Genomic DNA, 16,005 nt, shown 5'->3' on the forward strand with positions numbered 1-16,005 from the left:
AAACTAGATTTGGTTATTTCTCATTAATAGATTTACGTATCTCTTGAGCACTTAACCATTGTCCTGTTGGACCATCGTTATCAAACAAAGCCAGTTGAAGAGCACCCGGTTGAACAGTTTCGACTTCATCCCATGCATCTGGACCACCTAGGTCTGTTTTTAACCAGCCTGGATCTAGACTGTTAACCAATACACCTGTATCCTTTAATTCAAAGGCTAAATCCTGTGTAAACTTATCTAATGCTGCTTTAGATACTGCATATGGACTAAGATTTGGTTGATCCTTAATTCCTGAAGTCATATTAATAATTCGACCATAGCCATTGTCCCTCATAGCAGGCGCAAATGCCTGACATAATTGGATCACACTATAAAGATTGATTTGTAAGAGTCTATCAAAATCTTCAATCTTGAAATCCCATATTGATTTGTTTGGACTTTGGATTGCTGCATTATTGTAAAGTATGTCTATTCTATTATGTTTTGCTTTTACTTGATCTACCATTTTTTGAATGTCTTCTTTAGACGATAGCTCTCCTTCAATTACATCTACGTCTATATTAAAAGGCTTTAGTAATTCAAGTGTCTTAGACGTATGATCCTTTTTTCTACCATGAATAATCAAATGACAGCCTTCCTTTGCTAGTGCTAGTGCAATTTGCTGTCCAATACCTCTACTTGAACCTGTAACTAATGCTAACTTACCTGTTAATTTTTCCATTTTTGCTCACCTCTTGGGTATAATATGTATACATTTACTTGACTCTACCATCTTGGAAACCGGTTTACTAACTTGTTAAATTTTTTTGTAGCTTATATCAACCTTAAAATATGTCGATCTTCGTTCCAGAACACTGCTAAGAATAAGCCTATTATATAAACCCTACCCTGCTAATTATTTACCCCTATTAACTAGATCATTAAATTCATTACAATAGATAATGAAAAAGGATAGAGTTTGATTCAAACTTTATCCTTTCACTATTTATATTATCGTAATTGTGTTCTTTTCTTTACTCCACAAGACTCTCTAATCATTAACTCAGGATCAACGAGAACTGACTTTGGTTCGGTATTTCCATTGATTAGGTCGATTAACATATACGCTGCTAGCTTGCCAAGCTTTTCCTTGTCTTGCTTTACCGTTGTTAGCTTAGGATCACTATATCTACATGCCTCTATATCATCACAACCGACTAATGCTATATCCTCAGGTAATCTTAAACCATGCTCTTTAATTGCGTTCATTGCACCAAGTGCCATCATATCCGAAGCAGCATAAACCGCTTTTGGGTAAGGCTTTTTAGCTAGAATACGTTTCATTGCCTCATATCCACTTTGCTCATGGAAATCCCCATACTGGATCCAGTCTTCATTGATTGGAATCCCAAATTGGTTCATCGCGCTAAAGAATCCTTCCGTTCGAACCTTAGAGATAGGAGAATCCTTAGTGCCTGATATATAAGCAATGTCTCGAACAGAATTTAGATATAAATGTTCAATTACATTAGCTGATACCTTTCGGTTATCTGTAGCAACATAGCTCGACATAGGCCCTGTTAGAGGAATATCTACCCCTACACAAGGTATTTCACTTTGATCTAAATCATAGATGGCACTTTCAATTTCTTCACCCGCAATAATTAAGCAGCCATCCACATGAAAATGTCTAGCACGAGGAAGATAATCATCTTCTCTCTCTTTGTTGAATTTTTCATTACTGAAAATCAGAATATCATATCCCATATATCCAACGGTTTTTTTAAATGAATTAATTACTTCGTTAAAGAATGGATGATTAAGCTCTACATTTATTTTCCCTGCATAAATTAAGCCAATCAAATTGGATTTTTTGGTAGCTAACGACTTTGCTGAAAAGGTTGGCTGATATCCCGTCGACTCAATAATATTCATTACTTTTTCTTTTGTACGAATACTAATACCATCATAATTATTCATGATCTTTGAAACTGTAGCCGGTGAAACGCCTGCCATTTTTGCAATATCTCGTATCGTTAATTTCATTGCTTTATCCAACTCCTGCGCATGGGAAACGTTTTATTGAAAAAACAGTTCACTAGGTTTTGTTTTATTTTCTTCTGTCTACTTTAGAATAATGTAATCTTGTTAAAATATCTACAATCCCTAACAAAATAGTTGATATTTCGATCTACAATACTACCTGATCCTAAACGTCAAACCAATTATTACGAATCGTTTGCTTGTACCAGTAGAAGCTGTCTTTCTTAATACGCTCAAGGGTACGGTAATTAACAAAGACAATTCCGAAACGCTTGCTGTATCCTTCTGCCCATTCAAAGTTATCTAATAGAGACCATGTAATGTAGCCTTTAATATTTACTCCTGAATCCATACTACGTTTTAAGGCAGTTAGATGTTGCTTAAGATAGTTAGTACGACGATCATCTCTTACTCGACCATCAAGTCCAGGCTCATCATTATAGCAAGAGCCATTTTCAGTGATGTAAATTGGAACCTCACCGTATTGTTCAGTAATGTAAGTTAAGACATTATAGAAACCTTCAGGATAGATATTCCAACCAATATCCGTTTTTTCATAGCCCATATCTACTTCTTCTATATCTAGGTTACCGTGATTTTCTTTGTATCTAGCAACGCTACCTGTGTAATAGTTAATTCCAACGAAATCGATTGGTTGTTGAATTTCTTTCATATCACCATCTAAGATTGGAACTGTTACACCTTTTGTAGCATACCAATCTACCAGGAATTGAGGGTAACTACCTTTAAATACTGGATCGAAAAACCATTCTACGAATTCTCCTACCCCGCGGCGACAAGCATCAATATCTTCTTGCTTGTTACTAAACGGTTCTAACCAAGTAGTGTTAGGAGCGAATCCAATTTCTCCATCTAGTCCAAGTGCTCTAAATTTTTGAACGGAACGACCATGTGCAACATGTAAATGATGGGCAATATTTACGGCTAATTGTAAGTCTCTGTTTCCTGGTGCATGAACCCCGATAAAGTTTGATAAGAAAGATACACACCAAGGTTCATTGAATGTAATCCACTTTTTAACTTTGCTGCCAAATTCCTTGAACATTACCTCTGAATACGTAACAAAGGCATCAATGGTTTCACGATTATCCCAGCCACCTTTATCTTGTAAAGCCTGTGGTAGGTCCCAGTGATATAACGTAACCATCGGTTCAATTCCGTTTTCAAGAAGTGAATCCACTAGTCTATGATAGTAATTTAAACCTTCTTGGTTTACTTCACCTGTACCAGTTGGAAAAATTCTTGGCCATGCTACTGAGAAACGATAGAAATCAATACCAAGATCTTTCATAATCGCAACATCTTCTTCATAGCGGTGGTAGCTATCGCAAGCGATCTCTCCACTATCACCATTTAGAACTCTTCCAGGTGTTGCACTGAATGTATCCCATATTGAAGGTCCTCTTCCACCTTCATTTGTAGCTCCTTCAATTTGATAAGAAGCAGTTGCTGTTCCCCATTTCATATTTTCAGGAAATTGTATGATTGCCATTTTGTAATACCTCCTCTAGTAGTACATACATCTTTATACATTATGCTTTCATTTCATCTAATTTTTTGATCAGCTTATGAAACGTACCGTACATACTAAACGCCAGTAAGCTTCCTCCTATTAATAAAAAGAAAGGAAAATAATAAGTAATGACGAGCGTTAATAAAATCATTCCTATAAAAAGTACCGTAAAGTTCATATGACTGATTGATAAGAACAGAGAATTCTTTAATGTATGGAATATTGATAATTCATAATGGACAAGTACAAAAAACACATATAACGTCGTAAAGGCAACAATGATGCCAAAAAAGAACAATAATGCTACAAGTAAGCTTCTACCGGTGAATTCATTTTGAAAGATTATATAGATGTCCAGATACAAAATTACGACCGCGATAATCCAAAACAAACCGATCACAAAGCTTTTCTTGAAATTCTCTTTGAATAGCTGAAAAAAAACATGGAAGATTCCAACATCGAATCCTTCTCTTATCCATTTTCTAACTGTGCCAAACATTGCTGTGGTAGCTGGAAAGGCCGTTATGACTGGTAGACATAACAAGGCCCACATCACATTTAGTAAAAAGAAATAGCTGAAAACAGTCAGGATTTGATTAAAGGTATTCTTATGTTGTTCCATGTTGTCACCACTTTCTTAAGTTCATTACTTATTATAGCTTCACTTATCTTCCCTCTTAATAGGTGAAGCTATTTACATATTAATTACTTAACCGCACCTTCAGTTAAACTTGCGATAAACATTCTGTTTAATAACAAGAAGATGATAATTAATGGAACAGTTGCCCAGAATGTTCCTGAAAGAATCATTCCATTATCACGTACATAGTTATCAATTAATCCTCGAAGTGCAACCTGGATTGTATGAGTTTCTTTTTCACGTAAGACTATTAATGGCCATAAGAAGTCATTCCACACGTACATGAACTTGATAATAGCAAGTGTTGCAAACGCTGGAATAATAACTGGTACAGCAATATTCCAATAAACACGGAAGATTGAACATCCATCAATCTTAGCAGCATCTACTAACTCGTCCGGAACATTACTACTAATATACTGTCTCATCCAGAAGATTCCGAATGCATCGATTAAGCCTGGAACAATAATAGCTTTCAGATCATTTAACCAGTCTAGTTTCGTAATGATAATATATTGTGGAACTAATCCAAGCTGTGGTGGAATCATCATTGTTACTAGAATGAAAATAAATAAGAAGTTTTTCCCCTTAAAGTTTAACTTTGCAAACGCAAATCCCGCTAAAGAACAAAGGAATAATACTCCAATTGTAATAATCGATGATACTAAAAAGGAGTTCCACATTGCTCCAAAGAAATCAATCGTATTTAGCACGTTTGTAAAGTTAGTCACTAACGCATCACCAGGAAGAATTGCTGGTGGAATTCGATTGATAACCTCATTTGAATTGGTTGCCATTACGAACATCCAATAAAAAGGAAATATGGATAGGACAGTAGCAATGCCAAGGATAAAATATAAAAATACTTTTGAAAAGACAACTTGTTTTGAATAACTACCTTTACTCATGCCAAAGCCTCCCTTATCTTCCTAAACGATTCGCAACGAAAACGTTGATCGTAGAAATGATGATAATAATTAAGAATAGAATGATCGCTGCTGCTGATGCAGTACCGAATGCCATATTTGTAAATGCTTCACGATATAGATATAGTACGACTGTTAATCCTTCTTCACGGTATGTTCTTCCTACTAGGATTAACGGCTCTGTAAATAACTGCAGGGCACCAATAGTTGAAGTAAATACAGTTAGGATAATTATCGGACGTAGTAATGGAATGGTAATGTACTGAATCTTTTGTCTTGTAGATGCTCCATCAATCGTTGCTGCTTCATATAATTCATTTGGAATTGCTTGAAGACCAGCTAGATAAATGATTGTGTTATATCCAATCCATCTCCAGAAAACCATTGCGGAAATAGCGATTTTCACTCCCCACTCACTTGTTGTCCAAGCGTGAGGCTCAAAGCCAAACCATCCAATAATAATATTGATCAATCCATATGGTTGATCATTAAACATGATCCCAAATACGATGGCTACTGCTACTGTTGAGGTAACATAAGGCATAAAGATGGAAACACGGAATAAGCCCTTAAACTTAATAATTGCCGAATTCAAGGTATATGCCAAGATAATCCCGATAATTAACTGCGGTAAAGTACCCATTACCCACATAATCATCGTGTTGGATAGCGATTTCCAGAAAAGTGGGTCTTCTAGGATCAACCGGAAGTTATTTAATCCTACAAACTCCATTTCTCCAAATCCATTCCATTTTTGAAAGCCTAAGTAAAAACTAAATAATATTGGGAATACACCGAAGATAGCAAATAATATAAAGAACGGTGATATATACAAGTAACCAGAAAGTGCTTCTTTTGCACTTTCACTTAAGGATGACTTCTTCTGATTCATTGCTTGTGGTGCTGTTTTATTTTCAGCCATGGTTTTTCTCCTTCCATAGAGTACAAGCGGCCTATGAGAATTTCACCATAGACCGCTTGACCATTCATCCTTATTGTCTTCCTAATTGTTGCTCGATACGCTCTACTGCTGCATCCCACTCATCTTGTGGATCTGCATCAGCAGTTGCAACGTTCGTAAGGGCAGTAACTAACTCAGTGTTAACGATCGCATAGTTTTTACCCATATAAACAGGCTTTACACTCTTAGCAGCTTCTGCAAAGATTTTAGCAGTTGGTTGACCGCTGAAGTACTCATCAGTTTGAGCTAAGAAATCTTCATTTTCATATACATCTGGTGTTGAAGGGAATAATCCCATTTCTAAGAATGAACCTAATTGACTTTCTGGTGAAGTTAACCAAGAGATAAAGTCAAATGCTGCTTGTGGATGCTCAGACTCAGCAGGGATTGTTAGGTAAGAACCTCCCCAGTTTCCAGCTCCTTCAGGAATAGAAGTTAATGACCATTTTCCACCAGCGTCTGGAGCATTACCTTTAACTACACCAAGCATCCAAGCAGGTGCACCTGGCATTGTTGCATAAGAACCATCAGCCATTGCACTACCCCACTCAGGAGTCCAAAGACCGTTTTGACCAATTAAACCTTCTTGAATCATCTTAGTCGTATAGTCGTAAGCTTCTTTTACAGTGTCTTCGATGATTAGCTCATCTTTTTCATTAAAGTACTGTTGATCTTGTTGGTCACGAATTGCGTTAAATACTAACTCAGGAGCATCTGCAATTGGCTTACCAGTTTTTTCTTTAATTGTCTTTGCTACAGCATAGTAATCTTCCCAAGTGCTAAGTTCACCAGCAAGTGCTTCTGGATCAGTTGGAAGACCAGCAGCTTCAATTACATCTTTACGGAAGAACATTGCAGTAGGACCAATATCAGTTGGAAGACCAATTTGGAAATCTCCATCTACGTTTTGCGCAGCTTGCCATTTCCAGTCAAGGAAGTTTCCAGCAACTTCTTCTGCACCATATTCATTTAAGTTATAGAAACGATCTTGTGCTTCTTTAAACTTTTCAATTTGGCTTACTTCGATCATCGCGATATCTGGAGCACCGCTACCAGCAGAGATTGAAGTGAAAAGGTTGTTGTGAACGTCGTTCATTTCACCTTCATTTAACTTGATTGTTACATTTGGGTTTTGCTTTTGATACTCATCAATTAATGCTTGGTAACCAGTTGAACCGAATACCCAGAAATCTAATGTTACTTTTTCGTCTCCACCAGCTTCTTCTTCTTTACCAGCATCTCCACTACAAGCCGCTAATGTAAAAGCCATGATTGCAGTAAGAAAAATTGCTAAAAACTTTTTCATGTAAGTACCCCCTAATAATTGTAATTGACCTAAATACTTTTATTTTTATTTCGGTATATATGAGATCACTTGGTGATCACACATCACCTCCTAAAAATGATTTTCCGAAACCGATTTCTGAAATCGCTTTCTTTTAAACTAAAAAATTTATTTTGCTATATTAATAGACTTTGATGCAACTTTCGACTAGATGATTTCAAGCGAAAGCGTTTTCGTAATTTCATCTTACTCCTTCAAATCCTAAAAATCAATATAAATTTTCCTTAAATTTGATCATTTTTTCATAATTTAATCCAATTTAAGAAAACGGTTTCTATTTATTTCAGTATCCAAACATGAAAGAATCTCTATAAAGCCTTGATGAATCAATATTCTCTTCTTTATGAGCCATATTTCTCCTCCCACTTATTGGCGATTAGAAAATCTTTTATTATCCCCAAGGTAATTTGAATTGAACACCATCTTAGAATTACTTAGCTATCTTAAACAAAATTAGCCACTTTGTATTAGTTAGACCCATTTTAAAAGGTTAGGTTCTCTATTTCTAAGAACCTAACCTTCATGATTAAACTTGAAGAATACTTTCTATTTTAGAAACTGTTTCTTCTGATAGCTTCACACCTGAAGCTTTTACATTTTCCTCGATTTGCTGTGGTTTACTTGCACCTACTAAGGCACTAGCCACGCTTGGGTGACGAAGAATCCAAGCCAACGCCAACTGCGATAGTGATAGATCTAGTTCTTTCGCTAATCCCTCTAATTTTTCCACCTTCATAAGAACGTCTTCCTGTAAATAAGGATTCATATACATATTAGAGGAAGGATCTGTAGCACGACTTCCTGCAGGTAAAGATTGCCCACGCTTATATTTCCCTGTTAAGACTCCTTGAGCTAGTGGAGAAAATACAATCTGGCTGATTCCGTTCTTTTCACTTGTAGGAATGATATCGGTTTCAATATAGCGATTAAACATATGATATTGTGGCTGATTGACAACAATACGGTCTAATAAATAACGATCAGATACTCCGAGACCTTCAACTATTTGAGCAGCTGTCCATTCACTTACCCCTACATACAACACTTTACCTTGACGAACCATATCGTCGATCGTACGTAATGTTTCATCAATCGGAGTTTCTGGATCATAACGATGACAATAATAGATGTCTACATAGTCCATTTGTAATCTCTTAAGACTAGCGTGTAGTTGTTCGAACACATGCTTTCTAGATAAGCCACGATCGTTAGGTCCCTCTCCCATTGGCCAGAACACTTTCGTTGCTAACACATAAGATTCACGTGGGTATTTAGCCAGGGCTTCACCTACAATTTTTTCTGCTTCTCCTGTCACATATACATTGGCTGTGTCGAAGGAGTTAATTCCAAGTTCATAGGCTTTATCAATGACTGCAGCTGCTGTATCTTTTTCTGTTGAGTTACCATAGGTAAGCCAGCTTCCTAGGCTGATTTCACTTACCTTTAAACCGGTTCTACCTAATCTACGATATTCCATATGTACCTCTTCCTCTCTTGGTATAAAATCTTGATTAGTTTAACACTTTCTTTATGAGTTAGTCTTGTTTTATATTTTTCACAAAAAAGAGACATAGAATTTTAAAGATTCTATATCTCTTTTTGCATTCTTTTTTTATGAATAAGCTCGTTCCATTGCGCTCCAGACACTACAGTATAATTAAAAATTATCATGTTTCTAAAAAATCCTTATCTTAAATTAGGATAACCTTGCTGTCTTAAAGCTTCATATACTAGTATGGCAACTGTGTTGGATAAGTTAAGTGAACGTACGTTGACTGTCATAGGGATTCGTAAGCATTTGTCTTTATATTTGTCGATTACTTCTTGAGGAATTCCGTCTGTTTCACGTCCAAAAATGAAAAAATACTCGTGATCTGATTTACTGTAGTCAAAGTCTGTGTGTCTTCCATCACCGAAATTTTCTATGAAGAAAAAATCCCCGATTGGATTCTGCTCATAAAATTCATCTATTGAATCATAATAGCGAACATTTACTTTATCCCAAAAGTCAATACCCGCTGCTTTTAACATCTTTTCATCTGTTGAAAAACTAAGTGGACGAATTAAATGTAGGATGGAATCCGTTGCCGCACAGGTTAATGCTATATTAGCTGTATTTAAGGGTATTTCTGGTTGATATAATACTACATTTACTCCCATTGTGTTTCACCTCTTCTAAACCTCTTAGAATGCTAGTAATATCGCCATTATATACTACTTTAATCCTTAAATCACTAGAGACATGTAGCTCTATAGTAGTGAAACTGCATAAATACTTTGGTAAATAGAAATAGTATATTTACTACTATACTGAGGTGAAAGTTAATGCTTACTACTACTACTATTTTTAGAGTGGGCACATGAAAGAGAATTCTGTGTTTTTATTTGCTCTTATTCTTTGGTGGGTCTTCCTGGTATTCTATATGTATTATGAGGGGATATTTAATTTGCTTAATTACTGAAATACCTACCTTCGTTATAGTAACGTAATATAAAAAAACAAGCCAAATCCATTGGTATTTTACTCCGGAGGATTTGACTGTTTGGTTTTATTAGCTACGAACAAGTATCACCATCTACAATTTAAATCTTCCAACTGAATTGATTAAGTCATTCGCCATTCCGGAAGTCTGTTCAGATACTGCACTTACGGTTTGCATGGAGGCAGTTGTTTCTTCAAAGGATGCCATCATTTCCTCTGCACTTGATGCGGTGGTTTCTACAATTGTTGCAAGGTTGTTAATGAGCTTTACGATGGCATCAGATGTTGCCACTTCATCGCTTGTAATATCATTTATTTCATTAATAGATACTACAGTAAGATCTACTGCTTCTAAAATCTGCTGTAGTGAGAAACCTGCTATTTTTGCAACTTGCATTCCCTCACTCACAATATTTCTACTTTCTCCCATTGATAAAGCGGACTTTTTAGTCAACTCTGCAATTTTCTTAGTTAATAAGGAGACTTCACCTGCACCATGATTTGATTCCTCTGCTAGTTTACGCACCTCGTTTGCTACAACTGCAAATCCTTTTCCGTGTTCACCAGCACGTGCTGCTTCGATAGAGGCATTTAAGGCTAAAAGGTTTGTTTGTGCAGCAATAGACGTAATTGTATTCGTAATCTGCTCAATTTCTTTTGAGTACACTTCTAATTCTGAAATTAACTTCTGCGTTTCTTCAGTTTTAATTTCGATTTCGCCCATTTTACTTACAGTTTCCTCAACCTTATCTGCACCATCTTTTGCAGATTGCATTGTATTCTCAGAACTTACCTTCCCACTACGTGCTTTTTCCTTAGCCAATTGGATAAGAGATGAAAGTTGAATGAGCGATTGAGAGGCTTCAAGTGTTGCATTTCTTCCGTTTGTTGCTTCCTCTGCAACACCCTGTACCACTTTATTTAAATCCTCAACGGTCGCCGTAACTTCCTCAACAGAAGCAGATGTTTCTTCAGAACCTGCACTTAGTTCCTCAGATGATTTTCTAATTCCTCCAACAAGTTCGTGCATTTTTATATTCATTTGATTCAATGATTGAACCAATTCTCCCACTTCATCATTACTTGTTACCTTTAAAGATTGTTTAGACAGGTCGCCACTTTCAATCTCTTTAACTCTTATACTTGCCTCGACAATAGGCTTACTTGTTCGACGAGCAAAGAAAACAGAGATTAAGGCTACGATTAGTGCCGAAATAACCACCAAAATAAATAGCTTCAACACTAATGCATCAATCGATTGTTTTGCTTCTGCCTCATCAATTTCTGCTACAATCACCCAGTCTAGTCCCTTTATGTCTAGAGGTGCATACGCACTATATACATACACATTACGATAATCTTTTATTAATTTTACATTCGTTTCTCCATCTAAAGCCTCACGTGTAGCCACCGTATCTATTTGGTTAACTCCAATGTCAGGATCCTCTGTAAAAATAGAATCTGAACGCATAAATTGATCTGCTCCAACTAGATAGGTCTCTCCTGACTCTCCCATTCCACTTCGTTCAGACATAATATTCTGTATAGCTTCATCTGAAATTTGGAGAGCAACGACTCCTAAAAATGAACCATTTTTATCTTTTACTGGTGATGCTATAAAACTAGCAAAAGCTTTGGAAGGCTCATAATATGCATAATCTTCTAATGTGGTGTTTTCTTTACCGACTTCAAAGGCTTTAGCTAAATTTGTATCTTTCAAAGAACCATCAACAACATTTTCTCCGAAATCCGATTCATTAGCTGCTGTATAGACAACATCTCCTACATTATCAATTAAAAACAAATCATAATACCCGTACTCATCTACGAAATACTTTAGGTTCTCTTGGTATTTAGCGTTTATTTCCTTATACTCTTCACTATTGATCCCATAATTCTCAAAAACAACTTTGTATTCGGCCATTGCATCAATAACGTCATCTCTTTTCGCGAGAATAGAAATATCTGCAAAACGTTCTTTAAAATAGTTTTCAACTTGTGTTTTCTTGATATCTCTAACAGCAGATAATTTACTTTCCTTCTCCTCTTCTATTGCTGTAGAGGAACTCGATGTGCTAACAACCCCCAACACAGCTAACGGTATTAGACTTATAGACAAAAAGATAAAAATCATCTTAGCTGTTAAACTGATTCTCTTGTTGTTTTTTTTCATTTCGAAACCTCTTTTTCAATGAATTTAATTAAGACTACGCTCTATGACTGCATGTGACGATTTATGTTTATCTAGAATCTAGTTCCCATCAAAAATGAGGTTTAACCTGGTTAATTCAATGATTTCTTTGACTGTTCCATTGAGATTTTTCAAAATTACTTTTCCGTTAGTTTGTGCCACTCTCTTTTTACAACCAACTAAGACTCCTAAACCAGCGCTATCAATATAATTAAGAGACTGTAAATCAAAACAAAAATTTTTATAGCCTTCTTCGATAGACTTTATGATTGTTTCTCTTAAAATGATGGACTCTTCCACATACATATTTCCTTCTAATTTTATATGGACAAAGTCATTTACTACTTCAGTGTTCATATTCACGTTTACTTCCTCCTATTTGCTTAAAGAGAGTCACTTGATTTCCCTTTTTATTATATTCAACTTTATCCATCACTTTTTTCATTAAGTAAAGTCCTCTCCCGGACTCTGACCACAAGATTTCATCCATTAGTTTTTCACCTTTGACTTCTATTTCTTGTAGTGATGATTCAACGTCAAATCCTTTACCGTTGTCTTTTACGATAAGTTTTACGTACTTCTCATCCTTAGTTATTTCTACCTCGACTGCTTCAGACACACTTATAGCATTGTTAATGGCTTCATTAAATGCTACTTCCACCAAAATATGTTCGTCAGGTAAAACTGCCTGTAACAATCTACTAACCCGATTTTTGATATCAATTATTACTTCACTATTTCCTGTATTAAAACAAGTTTTCATTAATGATTCTTCTTGTTTTCTAAAAAATCCCCCGTTGATCAATTTAGTCATTTTTCATTTCTCCTATATTTCCTTTTTTAATCAGCTCAGGATCTATTGAGGAATGTAATCAACGATTCATTTTCCATTGTTTAGTCAATTCGATAACAAACAATCCTAGCGTATCTGCATTACTATTACTTTTTAACCACTTTCATATAAGATCAAAACCCTAGGAACCTTATTGGCTTGCCCTCATTGTATGTAATCAGGATAACTCTTAAATGGGATATGTGAAATAGGAATTGGTTCCTATGCTATAGGATAAGTTGAACAGGATTAGAGGAACTCAATAGAGCTCAATGCGGGACAAGATCTAATCCCTATTAATAGGGTGAATTTCAATATTTTTATATAAAGTTTTGATGTCATTAGAAAAAGCTGCCCTTTGGGCAGCCTCGTTAGTAGTTTTATATTTCAATAGTTGTTTTATATAGAGTTTTAATACTAGTAGCATAAGATTGCTATAAAAATGCGTGGTACCTTACACAATTATTAGTATCTGATTTTCTAGCTCAACTACCTTCTTTATTTTACCAGTTGGCGAACTAATTCTCGATTACGTTGCTTGAATACTTCGTTGTGCGAAGAAACCATAGCGAATCCGTTTGCATCTGGTTGAATATATTGCTTTGCCTTGTTCACTGCATTGGCAGCATCTTGGAAAGCACCGGCAATTAAATGTAGTTTTCCGTCATGCTTTAAGATATCACCAACTGCAAAAAGTCCTTTAACCGAAGTCTCACTAGTAGAGTTCCCAGCTATATAATAATTGTCTCTTAGTTCGATGTCTAACTCACTATTTTCTAATAGAGATGCATCCTGTTCAAAGCCATGGTTAATTAAGATCTCATCAACACATAGGTGATCAATTTCACCTGTTTCAGTATTGGTCAGTTCAACACGTTGAATACTTTCCTGATCGTCAGAGGCTATTAGCTTCGTAATGCTCGTATTGAATAAAACATCTGCGGAACTATTCAATAACTGTGTGACTTGTGCTTCATGTCCGGACAATTCTGACTTTCGATGAGTGAGATACACTTTTTTAGCAACAGGCACTAATTCGTTTGCCCAATCGACAGCCGAATTTCCACCACCTGATACGATTACGGTCTTATCCTTAAAGTACTTTAACGATTTCACTGTATAATGGAGGTTAGATACCTCATATCTTTCTGCTCCTTCTATATGTAGCTTTTGTGGTTTTAAGATCCCACTTCCGACCGCTACAATTACAGTCTTCGAATAGTGTATAGTACCAGAAGCTGCCTTCAACAGAAACATTCCGTCACTATCTTTAGATATAGAAGTAATTCTCTCGTTTAACACAACAGTAGGACTAAAGGTTAAACCTTGTTCAACGATCTGTTCAATCAACTTAGCGCCTGGAGTAGGTGTTAGCCCTCCAATGTCCCAAATCATTTTTTCTGGATATATATGAACTTTTCCCCCTAAGTAAGGTTGAAACTCAATAATTTTTGTTTTCATTTCACGAAGTCCGCTATAGAAAGCAGAATAGAGACCAGCAGGGCCACCTCCGATAATTGTTACATCAAAGTATTCCACCTGATTCAAAGTAACCCCTCCGTTAATTGGCATAGTTTATAGTTGTTTCCTTTTTTAATCTAATGCCATTGCCGCTCTTTGTAATGAGACTTATTTTCACTACTTTCATTGTACCTCATAATGATAATGATTATCAATACTATTTACATAATTTAGATAGGAGGCTAAGGTTTTGTTTACTGTTGTAAAAAAAATGCTACTAGTCCTAGAAGGAACTAGTAGCATTTTTTTTGGTTATATAATATAAAACTTCTACTCTACACTCTCAACTAATTCTGTCATCATCTCTTTATTCATCGGACCAATAATCTTCTGCCTAATAATCCCTTTACTGTCAATAACATAGCTAGTTGGGATCGTAATTGCTTGATAAAGCTTTCCTATCTCCCCTTTTGGATCAAGACCAATCGGGAAGGTTAGTCCATAATCGACCACGAATTCTTCAATACCATCTGTATTTTTCTCTGCATTCGTAAGATTGATCGCAAGGATTTCTACTTGATGATTTTGATGCTCTAGATAAAAATCTTGCATGTGTGGCATTTCTGCTTTACATGGTGGACACCAGGTTGCCCAAAGATTCAAAATAACCTTCTTACCTTGTAAATCTGATAATTTTATTGTCTTTCCATCTAGGGTTTGTGTTTCAAAATCAGGAGCCTTATTTCCCTGCTGTAGCCCTGTAATTACCTCATCCTGAATTTCAGTCGTTGAACTCACCTCAAGGTCCTCCGGGAATTCATCTGCTGCAAAATGGGTCGTATAAATCCCCCATCCAAACAATCCAACTAACCCTACTATGACAAGAGCCTTTCTTGACAGCAATCCCTTCACTCCTTATCCATATTAGTAAATAACTACTACTTCTTTCGATCCCAGTAAAAAATAGAAATCAAAATAGCACCTACAAAAAACCACTGTTCGAATGTAAACATTAAAAATTGATTTCCACCATGCTCTAATAATGCAAATGATAAAATCATTCTATAAAAGGAGAATATGATGATGATCGTGAAAATTCCTTTTAAAGAGAAAAGGTATTTTCTATAGTACCCAAATAGGAGTAGAATGATTGTTCCTACTGCGTTTAGTAGATGGTAGAGAAGATTATTTTCCAAAAAGAATATTGCTAATATATGGTACCCACTTAGGACAACAAAAATAAACAAAATTCCAGATTTCCATACTTGCAAGCTAGAATGATTGAATGTTTTGGCCTTCACTAGAAAATTAGTAATCGAAAAAATAATGGCAATGAGGAGCCCGTTACTTCCACCTGTAAAATATAATAGCGATAGCGGACTTTTTATAACAACCGTTGGCTCCAAGAGTAGCAAGCTACCTTTCCAGACAATAAATCCAAGAAACACACTATTGGAAATTAGTTCAAAGACTTTTTTACGTAATTCATTTTCAAAAGTAACTTTCATATAGAAGTGAACGACTACTAAGCCCAATATAATAGCTATTCCTAGAAGGAACCATTTTAATAAGATCGCGATTGAAGCTATTTGGATGATTTCCATAAGTACC

At 35.8% G+C, this 16,005-nt stretch carries 15 protein-coding genes and 1 pseudogene; all 16 read right to left on the reverse strand.

Translation table 11 applies throughout. The annotated features are described in order from the left end of the window. Positions 1–13: 13 nt before the first annotated feature. Positions 14–721 carry an SDR family NAD(P)-dependent oxidoreductase gene (locus G4D63_RS18980; protein WP_163181631.1) on the reverse strand — a complete coding sequence of 236 codons (708 nt, stop codon included), beginning with the start codon at positions 719–721 and terminating at the stop codon, positions 14–16. A 269-nt stretch (positions 722–990) separates the two neighbouring features. After that, a complete protein-coding gene (locus G4D63_RS18985; protein WP_163181633.1) occupies positions 991–2,025 on the reverse strand; it encodes a LacI family DNA-binding transcriptional regulator in 1,035 nt (344 codons plus the stop codon). A 163-nt stretch (positions 2,026–2,188) separates the two neighbouring features. After that, positions 2,189–3,535, reverse strand: a complete 1,347-nt coding sequence (locus G4D63_RS18990; RefSeq protein ID WP_163181635.1) for a GH1 family beta-glucosidase — start codon at positions 3,533–3,535, stop codon at positions 2,189–2,191. 40 nt (positions 3,536–3,575) lie between these two features. After that, positions 3,576–4,178, reverse strand: a complete 603-nt coding sequence (locus tag G4D63_RS18995) for a YesL family protein (RefSeq protein WP_163181637.1) — start codon at positions 4,176–4,178, stop codon at positions 3,576–3,578. Positions 4,179–4,261: 83 nt separating this feature from the next. After that, the gene (locus G4D63_RS19000) at positions 4,262–5,104 is read right to left on the reverse strand and encodes a carbohydrate ABC transporter permease (protein ID WP_163181639.1); all 843 of its coding nucleotides are present in this window, start codon (positions 5,102–5,104) and stop codon (positions 4,262–4,264) included. 13 nt (positions 5,105–5,117) lie between these two features. Beyond that, on the reverse strand, positions 5,118–6,044 hold the full coding sequence (locus tag G4D63_RS19005; RefSeq protein ID WP_239585854.1) for a carbohydrate ABC transporter permease: 927 nt from the start codon (positions 6,042–6,044) through the stop codon (positions 5,118–5,120). Between the two features lie 70 nt (positions 6,045–6,114). Beyond that, complete coding sequence (locus tag G4D63_RS19010; protein WP_163181641.1) at positions 6,115–7,389, reverse strand: ABC transporter substrate-binding protein; 1,275 nt, start codon at positions 7,387–7,389, stop codon at positions 6,115–6,117. 565 nt (positions 7,390–7,954) lie between these two features. Then, positions 7,955–8,905: an aldo/keto reductase family protein gene (locus G4D63_RS19015; protein ID WP_163181642.1), complete on the reverse strand. Its 951-nt coding sequence runs from the start codon at positions 8,903–8,905 to the stop codon at positions 7,955–7,957. A gap of 209 nt (positions 8,906–9,114) precedes the next feature. Next, on the reverse strand, positions 9,115–9,588 hold the full coding sequence (locus G4D63_RS19020; protein ID WP_163181644.1) for a tRNA (cytidine(34)-2'-O)-methyltransferase: 474 nt from the start codon (positions 9,586–9,588) through the stop codon (positions 9,115–9,117). Between the two features lie 416 nt (positions 9,589–10,004). Further along, positions 10,005–10,952: a methyl-accepting chemotaxis protein gene (locus G4D63_RS22500; protein WP_420837834.1), complete on the reverse strand. Its 948-nt coding sequence runs from the start codon at positions 10,950–10,952 to the stop codon at positions 10,005–10,007. Positions 10,953–10,961: 9 nt separating this feature from the next. Further along, positions 10,962–12,083: pseudogene (locus G4D63_RS22505) on the reverse strand (cache domain-containing protein); the annotation flags it as partial. Positions 12,084–12,161: 78 nt separating this feature from the next. After that, complete coding sequence (locus G4D63_RS19030) at positions 12,162–12,458, reverse strand: STAS domain-containing protein (protein WP_163181701.1); 297 nt, start codon at positions 12,456–12,458, stop codon at positions 12,162–12,164. Continuing rightward, a complete protein-coding gene (locus G4D63_RS22175; protein ID WP_163181648.1) occupies positions 12,448–12,915 on the reverse strand; it encodes an ATP-binding protein in 468 nt (155 codons plus the stop codon). Before G4D63_RS22175 ends, G4D63_RS19030 begins: the two co-directional genes overlap by 11 nt. A 516-nt stretch (positions 12,916–13,431) precedes the next feature. Beyond that, a complete protein-coding gene (locus tag G4D63_RS19040; RefSeq protein ID WP_163181650.1) occupies positions 13,432–14,481 on the reverse strand; it encodes an NAD(P)/FAD-dependent oxidoreductase in 1,050 nt (349 codons plus the stop codon). Between the two features lie 243 nt (positions 14,482–14,724). Then, positions 14,725–15,297 (reverse strand): peroxiredoxin family protein, encoded by a 573-nt coding sequence (locus G4D63_RS19045; RefSeq protein ID WP_338023888.1) that lies wholly within the window; start codon positions 15,295–15,297, stop codon positions 14,725–14,727. 35 nt (positions 15,298–15,332) lie between these two features. Further along, positions 15,333–15,998, reverse strand: a complete 666-nt coding sequence (locus tag G4D63_RS19050; RefSeq protein WP_163181651.1) for a hypothetical protein — start codon at positions 15,996–15,998, stop codon at positions 15,333–15,335. Positions 15,999–16,005 lie beyond the last annotated feature (7 nt).

It is taken from the genome of Bacillus mesophilus, from assembly GCF_011008845.1.
In the GTDB taxonomy this organism is placed as follows: domain Bacteria; phylum Bacillota; class Bacilli; order Bacillales; family SA4; genus Bacillus_BS; species Bacillus_BS mesophilus.

Excerpts from the sequence above, each read along its gene's own strand:
- G4D63_RS18980 (WP_163181631.1), bottom strand. The coding sequence starts at position 721 with ATGGAAAAATTAACAGGTAAGTTAGCATTAGTTACAGGTTCAAGTAGA.
- G4D63_RS18985 (WP_163181633.1), bottom strand. The coding sequence starts at position 2,025 with ATGAAATTAACGATACGAGATATTGCAAAAATGGCAGGCGTTTCACCG.
- G4D63_RS18990 (WP_163181635.1), bottom strand. The coding sequence starts at position 3,535 with ATGGCAATCATACAATTTCCTGAAAATATGAAATGGGGAACAGCAACT.
- G4D63_RS18995 (WP_163181637.1), bottom strand. The coding sequence starts at position 4,178 with ATGGAACAACATAAGAATACCTTTAATCAAATCCTGACTGTTTTCAGC.
- G4D63_RS19000 (WP_163181639.1), bottom strand. The coding sequence starts at position 5,104 with ATGAGTAAAGGTAGTTATTCAAAACAAGTTGTCTTTTCAAAAGTATTT.
- G4D63_RS19005 (WP_239585854.1), bottom strand. The coding sequence starts at position 6,044 with ATGGCTGAAAATAAAACAGCACCACAAGCAATGAATCAGAAGAAGTCA.
- G4D63_RS19010 (WP_163181641.1), bottom strand. The coding sequence starts at position 7,389 with ATGAAAAAGTTTTTAGCAATTTTTCTTACTGCAATCATGGCTTTTACA.
- G4D63_RS19015 (WP_163181642.1), bottom strand. The coding sequence starts at position 8,905 with ATGGAATATCGTAGATTAGGTAGAACCGGTTTAAAGGTAAGTGAAATC.
- G4D63_RS19020 (WP_163181644.1), bottom strand. The coding sequence starts at position 9,588 with ATGGGAGTAAATGTAGTATTATATCAACCAGAAATACCCTTAAATACA.
- G4D63_RS22500 (WP_420837834.1), bottom strand. The coding sequence starts at position 10,952 with ATGAATATAAAAATGCACGAACTTGTTGGAGGAATTAGAAAATCATCT.
- G4D63_RS19030 (WP_163181701.1), bottom strand. The coding sequence starts at position 12,458 with ATGAACACTGAAGTAGTAAATGACTTTGTCCATATAAAATTAGAAGGA.
- G4D63_RS22175 (WP_163181648.1), bottom strand. The coding sequence starts at position 12,915 with ATGACTAAATTGATCAACGGGGGATTTTTTAGAAAACAAGAAGAATCA.
- G4D63_RS19050 (WP_163181651.1), bottom strand. The coding sequence starts at position 15,998 with ATGGAAATCATCCAAATAGCTTCAATCGCGATCTTATTAAAATGGTTC.